This is a genomic window from Mesorhizobium sp. M7A.F.Ca.ET.027.03.2.1, from assembly GCF_003999175.1.
Taxonomy (GTDB): Bacteria; Pseudomonadota; Alphaproteobacteria; order Rhizobiales; family Rhizobiaceae; genus Mesorhizobium.
The window spans coordinates 1-8,426 of the sequence record NZ_RZOM01000150.1; the positions used below are offsets into that span (position 1 = coordinate 1).

General features: G+C 64.3%; 8 protein-coding genes. 2 read left to right on the plus strand and 6 right to left on the minus strand.

Going from position 1 to position 8,426, the window contains the following annotated elements:
- The 6 genes from EN750_RS09390 to EN750_RS09415 form a co-directional block, all read right to left on the minus strand.
- On the minus strand, positions 1-484 hold a 484-nt coding region (locus EN750_RS09390; protein ID WP_145967522.1), incomplete at its 3' end, for a methionine ABC transporter permease.
- Positions 465-1,562 (minus strand): methionine ABC transporter ATP-binding protein, encoded by a 1,098-nt coding sequence (locus tag EN750_RS09395; protein ID WP_127396248.1) that lies wholly within the window; start codon positions 1,560-1,562, stop codon positions 465-467. The genes EN750_RS09390 and EN750_RS09395, both read right to left, overlap by 20 nt.
- An 88-nt stretch (positions 1,563-1,650) precedes the next feature.
- A complete protein-coding gene (locus EN750_RS09400) occupies positions 1,651-2,505 on the minus strand; it encodes a MetQ/NlpA family lipoprotein (RefSeq protein ID WP_127396249.1) in 855 nt (284 codons plus the stop codon).
- Positions 2,506-2,757: 252 nt separating this feature from the next.
- The gene (locus tag EN750_RS09405; protein WP_127396250.1) at positions 2,758-4,245 is read right to left on the minus strand and encodes an aldehyde dehydrogenase; all 1,488 of its coding nucleotides are present in this window, start codon (positions 4,243-4,245) and stop codon (positions 2,758-2,760) included.
- Positions 4,242-5,435, minus strand: coding sequence for a cytochrome P450 (locus EN750_RS09410; RefSeq protein WP_127396251.1), 1,194 nt, complete (start codon positions 5,433-5,435; stop codon positions 4,242-4,244). Before EN750_RS09410 ends, EN750_RS09405 begins: the two co-directional genes overlap by 4 nt.
- Positions 5,436-5,492: 57 nt before the next feature.
- Complete coding sequence (locus EN750_RS09415; protein ID WP_127396252.1) at positions 5,493-6,941, minus strand: APC family permease; 1,449 nt, start codon at positions 6,939-6,941, stop codon at positions 5,493-5,495.
- Between the two features lie 173 nt (positions 6,942-7,114).
- Here EN750_RS09415 and EN750_RS09420 point away from each other — a divergent pair, with 173 nt between their 5' ends.
- Both EN750_RS09420 and EN750_RS09425 read left to right on the plus strand, forming a co-directional pair.
- Positions 7,115-7,885 carry an IclR family transcriptional regulator gene (locus EN750_RS09420; RefSeq protein ID WP_127396253.1) on the plus strand — a complete coding sequence of 257 codons (771 nt, stop codon included), beginning with the start codon at positions 7,115-7,117 and terminating at the stop codon, positions 7,883-7,885.
- A partial coding sequence (locus EN750_RS09425; protein ID WP_189526118.1) for a Tm-1-like ATP-binding domain-containing protein occupies positions 7,885-8,426 on the plus strand: 542 nt, incomplete at its 3' end. The genes EN750_RS09420 and EN750_RS09425, both read left to right, overlap by 1 nt.

Sequence of the window (8,426 nt, forward strand, 5' to 3'; positions counted from 1 at the left end):
CCGAGGCACCGATCAGCGTCACCAGCGTCACCGTGAAGCCGGCGACGATGCCGGGCAGGGCTTCCGGCACCAGCACCTCGCGGATGATCGTCCAGCGGTTGCCGCCCATGGCGCGCGCCGCCTCGATCAAGCCACGGTCGACCTCACGCAACGACACTTCGGCAATGCGCGCGTAATAGGGCGTGGCGGCGATCGACAGCGGCACGATGGCTGCCCATGTGCCGATCGAGGTGCCGACGATCAGCCGCGTCACCGGGATCAGTGCCACCAGAAGGATGATGAAGGGCACCGAACGGAAGCCGTTGATGACGGCGCCGAGCGCCCGGTTCACCCACAGGCTTTCGGCAATCCCGCCGCGTTCGGTGGCGATCAGTGCCAGGCCGAGCGGCAGGCCGAAGACCAGCGAGATGAGGCCGGAGGCGGCTGTCATCAGGACGGTTTCCCAGATCGAACGCAGCAGAAGTTCAAACAGGATCGGCGACATGGCCAAGCACCTCCACCCGCGCCTGGCGGGTCTTCAGGAATGTGATGATGTCAGCGAGATGATTTGCATCGCTGCCGGGAACCGACAGGAACAGCGTGCCGACGGGCTGCTGCTGGATATGGTCGATGCCGCCATGGATGAGGCGGAAGGCGCCTGGAACAGCCGTGGCAAGGTCGGACAGCAACGGGCCGCGTGCCGCATCGCCGGCCACGTCGACGCGCAGGATCGTCTCCGCGCCGGCCGCCGGCAGCAGCCGGGCCGCCAGTTCGGCTGGCAGCTGCGGCCGGATGGCGCCGAGCAGGCTTTTGGTGATGTCTGATTGTGGGTCGGCAAACACCGACCAGACCGGCCCTTGCTCGACGATGCGCCCGGCGTCGATCACCGCAACGCGGTCGGCGATCGAGCGGACCACCTCCATCTCATGGGTGATCAGAAGGATGGTCAGCCCAAGCTGCCGGTTGATGTCCTTGAGAAGGGCGAGGATGGAGCGCGTTGTTTCCGGATCGAGCGCCGAGGTGGCTTCGTCCGACAAGAGCAGCGCCGGGCGTGCTGCCAGCGCCCGGGCGATGCCGACACGCTGCTTCTGGCCGCCCGACAGTGACGCCGGATAGGCTTTTGCCTTCTCGGACAGGCCGACGAGGTCGAGCAGTTCGGCGGCGCGCTTCAGTCGCTCGGCCTTCGAGCGGCCCTCGATCTTCAGCGGCAGCGCCACATTGTCTTCGACGGTCTTGGCCGACAGCAGGTTGAAATGCTGGAAGATCATGCCGATGCGCCGCCGCAGCGGCTGCAGCTCGCGCTCGCCAAGCCGGCTGATCTCTCGGCCTTCGATGAACACCTCGCCGGAGTCAGGCCGTTCCAGCCCGTTCAGGCAGCGGATCAGCGTCGACTTGCCGGCGCCGCTGCGGCCGATGATACCGAGGATCTCGCCCTTGCGCACGGTCAGCGAGATGCCGTCGAGCGCCGCTGTCGCACCGAAGCGGCGCTTCAGCTCGACGAGGCGCACGACGTCCTGAGACGCGTCGGGCCGGGCATGGATCGGATCGGCGGTTTCTCCGGATGCCGTGATATGCTGGTTCATGAATGTTCCTGTTCCCGAAAACGCAATCGCGGCCCGCGCCTGAGCGCGGACCGCTGTTGCTATCGAACCGGGCTTCCGGTCGACCGGATCAATAGGCGCTGAGGCCGGTGCCCTTGTAGACCTTGTCGAACTCGGCCTTCACCGCCTCGTTCTGATAGGAGGCGACCAGCGTCTTCACCCAGGCCTCGTTCTCGTTACCGGCCTTCACCGCGATGAAGTTGCGGTAGGGATTGTCGGCGATCGGCTCCTGCGCGATGCGGTTTTCCGGCGTCAGGCCGCTTTTCAGCGCCCAGTCGGTGTTGACCACGGCCGCGTCGAGATCCTCGACCGAGCGGCCGACAATGCCGGCGTCCAGTTCCTTGATCACCACCTTCTTCGCGTTCTCGGCGATGTCGACGGTGGTGGCGAGAATGCCGGTGCCGTCCTTCAATTTGATCACGCCCTCGTTCTGCAGCACGCGCAGCGCCCGGCCTTCATTGGATGGATCGTTCGGCACGCCGACGACCGCGCCCTCGGGCAGGTCGGCGACTGCTTTGTACTTCTTCGAGTAGAGGCCGATCGGCCACACGCCGGTATAGCCGACGCGCACGATATGATACCCTTGAGTCTTGATCTGGTTGTCGAGATAGGGCTGGTGCTGGAAGGCGTTGGCGTCGATTTCGCCGCGCTCCAGCGCCTCATTGGGCTGGGTGTAGTCGTTGAACACCACGGTTTCGATGGAGAGGCCCTTTTCGGCGGCCTGGGCGACGACGACTCGCCAGACATCCTCGTCCTCACCGCTGATGATACCCACCTTGATCGCCTTTTTGTCCTCGGCGAACGATGCGCCGGGCGCCATCAGGCTGCCGATCGCCACGGCCGAGGCGAACAGCAGAGCAAGGCCACTGCGCCGGTTGACGGTTGACCCCGGGGAAGATGGCAAAGTGTTCTTGAAGTCGGACATGATTGATCTCTGTGGTTGTGAAGTCATGGCAGCGAGGCGGATTGCCTAGCCTTGGTCACATCCTCAGAAATTCTATCAAATTTATCAAAGAACGCCTTTCGCCGTTCTCGCCAAAGCCGGGAATATTCTCTCAAAATTTTCGCGTGAGTGAGAACGAGACGCCATTGAATCGATCGCCGCGGGCTACGATGCGATCCGCTGCGCTTCGGAAGTAAGATCGGACTCTCGGAAAAACCGGCGCTGACGCCAGGCTCAAAGCGCGATCCACGCCGTCTTCAGTTCCAAATATTTCTCCAGCGCGTGAAGCGACTTGTCGCGGCCGAAACCGGACTGTTTGACGCCGCCGAGCGGCACGGTGATGTCGGCGCCGCCATAGGTGTTGACGTGGACGACGCCGGCATTGATGGCGCGCACCATGCGGTGTGCTGTGGAGAGGTTGGCGGTCCACACCGCCGAGGCGAGCCCGTAGACGGTCGAATTGGCAAGCCGCACCGCCTCCTCCTCGGTCTCGAAGCGCATGACGCCGAGCACTGGCCCGAACACCTCCTCGCGCGCAAGCTGCATGTCTTGCGTGACATTCTCGAAGATCGTCGGCGCCATGTAGCTGCCGCCGGTCTCGGTCAGAATCCGCTCGCCACCGGTGACCAGTTGGGCGCCTTCTTCGGTGGCCCTGGCGACGAAACCGAGATTCTTGTTCAGTTGCTCGGCGCTCGACACGGCGCCGACATCGCTGGTGAGATCGAGCGGATCGCCGACTTTGAGCCGCGTGGTTGCCGCGACAAGTTCGTCCATGAACCGATCATAGACCGCTGACTGGACCAGAAGCCGCGAGCCGGCGACGCAGACCTGGCCGGAATTGCGAAAAATGCCGTTGGCCGAGACGACCGCCGCCTGTTTCAGGTCGGGAGCATCGGCAAAGACGATGTTGGGCGACTTGCCGCCGAGTTCGAGGAAGACGCGCTTCAGATTGGAGCGAGCGGAATATTCGAGCAGCCGTCGACCGACCGGCCCCGAGCCGGTGAAGGCGATGGCGTCGACATCCATATGCAGGCCGAGCGCTTCGCCGGTGACCGCGCCACGGCCGGTGACGACATTGAGCACACCGGCGGGAAGTCCGGCCTCGCTTGCCAATTCGGCCAACCGCAGCAGCGTCAGCGAAGCGATTTCCGGCGGCTTGACCACCACGCAATTGCCGGCGGCAAGTGCGGGCGCGATCTTCCAGGCGCCGATCATCAGCGGGAAATTCCACGGCACGATGATTCCGACGACGCCGAGCGGCTCCTTGTGGATCAGCCCGAGCACATTGTCGGCCGTTGGCGCGATCTCGCCGTAGACCTTGTCGATCGCCTCGGCATAGTAGCGGATGGTGCCGGCGGCCGAGAGCGGTTCGGCCTTGTAGGCCATGCCGATCTCGGTGCCATTGTCGCGCACGCCGAGCACGGCGAGCTCGTCGGCATGCTTTTCGACCAGCTCGGCGAACTTCGTCAGCACCTTCTTGCGAAAGGCCGGCGCTGATCGCGACCACGAGCCCCTCTCGAACGCCTTGCGCGCCGACTTGACGGCGCGGTCGATATCGGCGGCATTGCCGTCGGCGATGCTGGCGAAAGGTCGGCCGTCGATCGGCGACGTCACCGGCAGGCTTTCGCCGCTTGTTGTCTCGATCTGCACGCCATCGATGAACAGGCCCCGTGCGCCGATCTCCGTCTGGCGCAGCGTGTCGATGGCATTCTGACTGATCATGGGTGACGGACTCCCAGGCAAACCTGCAATGTGGTTGGCGCGCGGAATTCCCAGCCGCGAAACACCGGCTCCTTGCCAGGCACAAGGCTGAGATCGGGGAAGCGCAGGAGCAACAGCCTTACCGCAAGGCACATCTGCTCGCGTGCGAAAAACCGGCCCGAACAGAAATGATGGCCGAAGCCGAAAGCGGCATGGTTGCCTTCGTCGCGGTTGATGTCGAAGCGGTCTGGATCGGCAAAGCGGCTCTCGTCACGGCTTGCCGAGGAGACGAGTGCGGCGACCGCGGCACCCGCCGGGATCGTCACGCAGCCAAGCTCCACCGCCTGCGTCGTCTGCCGCGTCTGCGTGCCGATCGGCGCCACCCAGCGCAGGCCCTCGTCGACCGCCTTCGGCACGAAGGTCTCGGGATCGGCGAGCACCTGCCGCATCTGTTCGGGATGGCCCAGCAGACCGGCGAGGATCGAGCCGGCGCCATGTCCGGGTTCCTGCATGCCGCCGAGCAGGATGACCTTGATGCTCGGCATCAAAAAATCGATCGGCCGCGTCGTGCCCTCCGGCATGCCGTCATGCAGCATGTGCGACAGCGCCGAGTCATCTGGCTGGCGCGCAAGTCTTTCCAGCGTCGGCAGGATGGCGTCGCCGACTTCGGCACTGATCGCGTCGGCGATCTCCTGCCGCTTCGGGTCGTTCTCGAAATTGATGGCGCCCTGGGCAAGGCCATAGAACCAGCGGCGCAGCGTCGGCATGTCGATGTCGGCAAGGCCGAGCGAGCGCGCCAGGCTGAGCGTCGACACCGGTTCGAAATAATTGGCCATCAGCTCGGCGGAGCCTTGGTTGGCGATCCGGCCGAGAAAAGGTTCGGCAATCGACCGCACGAGGTCGCCGGCATAGGCGGCGACGGTGCGCGGCCGGTATTTCGGATCGACGCCTTGTCGCAGCTGTTTGTGCGTTTCGCCATCGGTGGTCAGGATGGTCGGCTTGCCGAAGGAGCGCTCGACCGGCGATGAGCCGACGACGGCGGAGAAGATGTCGGGCGACTTGGCGACGCTCTCGACATCCTTCCAGCGGGTGACGAACCACAGGTTGACCGCCGGCACGAAAGCGACAGGCGCACTGCGCCTGAGCTCTGCATAGATCGGGTAGGGATCGGCTTCCAATGCCTCGACGGTTATATTTTCGGCAAAGCTCAAATCCGCCACTCCCCTTGTGGTGTAAGGGCGGCGTGGCACGCCGCCCCTTTGCTTTTCTCAATCTTTCAGCGGCTGGCCGAGGTTTTCGAAGGCTATGGGATCGCGGCTCTTCAGCGCGCTGGCCAGCAGCAGGCCGACGATCGCGGCGATCAGCACCAGCCCCGGCAGGAACACGCCAAGAAAGCCGCCGGCCCCGGACAGGCTGCCGAAATTGATGACGATCAGGTAGATGATGATGACGAAAGCGATGAAGGTCAGCCCGGGCAGGATGGTGGTCTTCAGCGCGTTCTCCTGGGCTGCCGGGTTGGCGCGGAAGAACATCACCACGGCAAGCGATGCCACCGCCATCATCACGATGACGCCGAGCGTCGCGACATTGGTCAGCCACGAAAACAGCGCCAGCACCGGATCGAGGCCGAGCACGGCGAACAGGCCGACGACGACCGCGGCGAGCACGCTCTGGATGACGGAAGCGACATGCGGGCTCTGGTGCACCGCATGCGTCACGCCGATCGTCTGCGGCAACAGTTTTTCGCGGCCCGAGACATAGATATAGCGCGCAACCGCATTGTGGAACGCCAGCACGCCGGCAAACAGGCTCGACACGAACAGGATGCTCATCGCCTGCGACAGCATCGTGCCGGCGTAACGATCCGACAGGCCGAACAGGAAGGTCGTCGGATCCTGCAGCCCTTGCAGCGTCGGCAGCAGCTTGTCGACACCGGCGCCGACCGCCATCAGCCATGCCGTGAGCATGTAGAAGACGCCGATCAGCACGACCGAAAAATAGGTGGCGCGCGGAATGGTGATCTTTGGATCGCGGGCTTCCTCGGCATAGATCGTCGTCGCCTCGAAACCGATGAAGGCGGCAAAGCAGAACAGAATGGCGATGGCCGGCGAGCCTGATGTGATCTGGCTCCAGCTGAACGGCGCCGCCGACAGGCCGCTATCGCCGCCGGTCTTGAGGATGGCGATGTCGAGGACCAGCACCACAAGATATTCGCACAGCACCAGCACCGTCAGGATCTTGGCGGAGAGGTCGACCTGCCGATAGCCGAGCACGGCGACCAGCGCGATGGCGATGAAACTCCACACCCACCAGGGCAGGTTGATGCCCCAGCCGGCGAACAGGCCTGACGTCGCGGAGCCGAGCAGGCCCATGACCCCGATCTGCATGGCATTGTAGGACAGGATGGCGATCAGCGCCGTGGCGCCGCCGGCCATGCTGCCGAGGCCGCGCGCGGCATAGGCATAGAAGGCGCCGGCATTGCCGACATGGCGTGACATGGCGACATAGCCGACCGCGAACAAAAGCAGCAGGATGGTGACGATCAGATAGGTGCCGGCAAAGCCGGCGCCATTGCCCATCAGCATGCCGAGCGGCGTGCCGCCGGCGACGGCCGTGAGCGGGGCGGCCGCCGAAATCACCATGAAGGTGATGGCGCCGACGCCAAGACTGTTCTTGCGCAGCCTGTTGGCCGGCGCCTGTTCTGCAACTGCTGTCATCGATCCCTCCTGTTTGCAAACCCTCAGGCTCGCCGGCCGAATGGCCTGTCCCATGCACTCTGGCGGTTGGTTCGTTATTTGAACCGTTATTTTGAATATAGACTTGCAAACAATGCCGATGCCTGTCAAGTTAATTCACACGTTAAATGATTGTCCCGAACCGGGAGGCAAATTTGAGTACGGTCGGAAAAGCGATCTCGCTTCTGGAGCTGTTCAGCGTCGACGAGCCCGAGCTCGGCCTGTCCGATCTGGCGCGCCGCTCGGGCTTCGACAAGGCGACGACACGGCGGCTGCTGGTTGCGCTGGCCGGCCATGGTTTTGTCGAGCAGGATATCGGCACGCGGCACTATCGCCTCGGCGCCGGCCTGTCGCGGCTGGCGCGCCTCCGCGAGGCGCGCTTTCCCTTCCTGCAGACAGCTGTTCCGCTGGTGCGGGAGCTTGCGGCATCGACGGCCGAGACCGTGCATTTGTCGGAATTCGGCGTCGACAAGCTGGTCACCGTCCATGTCGAGCATCCGGCATGGGCGAACCGGGTCAACATCGACATCGGTCAATTGCTGCCCCTGCATTCGACCGCGTCGGGTATCGCCTATCTGGCCTTCGCCCGCGACGAGACCGTCAAGGCGTGCCTGACGGGTTCGCTCGACGCCTTCACGGCCCATACGCTGATCGAGGCAGCGGCCATCTCAAGATCCATGGGCGAGGCGCGCGAGCGCGGCTATTCGATCTGCGACCAGGGCTATGAGGAAGGCGTGATCAGCGTCGCGGCGGCAATCCGCGCGGCGGATGGCTTTGCGCTCGGCACCATCGCGGTGGCGGCGCCAAAGGCCAGAACGACGGCAGCCGCGATCACGGAGCGGGGACTTGCCGTGAGGGAGGCGGCACGGGAGATTTCCATGCGCCTCAACGGCGAAAACCTGCAAATCTTGAGGAGGCAGGCCTGATGCCCTCGGAGACTGCGGCCCGCATCCTGGTCATCGGCACGGGCGACACAAAGGCCGAAGAGCTGTTGTTCATGAAACAATGCATCGAGGCATCGGGCGGCCGCGCCGTGATGATGGATGTCAGCGTGCTCGGCGACCCGCCCTACAGCCCGGACCACGACAAGCACGCCGTGGCGCGGGCGGTGGATGTGACGATCGCCGAGATCGTTTCGAGCGGTGATGAGAACACCGCCATGACGCTGATGGCCGGCGGCGCCGTCCAACTGGTTCGCAAGCTCTATCAAAACGGCGAGATCGACGCCTTCATCGCCATCGGCGGCTCGATGGGAACCGATCTGGCGCTCGACGTGGCGCTTTGCCTGCCGCTCGGCGTGCCGAAATTCGTCGTCTCGACCATCGCCTATTCGCACCTCATCCCGCCCGAGCGCGTCGCGCCCGACCTGATGATGATCCTCTGGGCGGGCGGACTGTACGGCCTCAACTCGATCTGCAGGCTGGTCCTGTCGCAGGCCTGCGGCGCGGTCGTCGGCGCGGCCAGGAT

What these genes read in the sequence shown, in the direction of transcription:
- EN750_RS09395 (WP_127396248.1), bottom strand. Translation starts at nt 1,562, where the DNA reads ATGAACCAGCATATCACGGCATCCGGAGAAACCGCCGATCCGATCCAT.
- EN750_RS09400 (WP_127396249.1), bottom strand. Translation starts at nt 2,505, where the DNA reads ATGTCCGACTTCAAGAACACTTTGCCATCTTCCCCGGGGTCAACCGTC.
- EN750_RS09405 (WP_127396250.1), bottom strand. Translation starts at nt 4,245, where the DNA reads ATGATCAGTCAGAATGCCATCGACACGCTGCGCCAGACGGAGATCGGC.
- EN750_RS09415 (WP_127396252.1), bottom strand. Translation starts at nt 6,941, where the DNA reads ATGACAGCAGTTGCAGAACAGGCGCCGGCCAACAGGCTGCGCAAGAAC.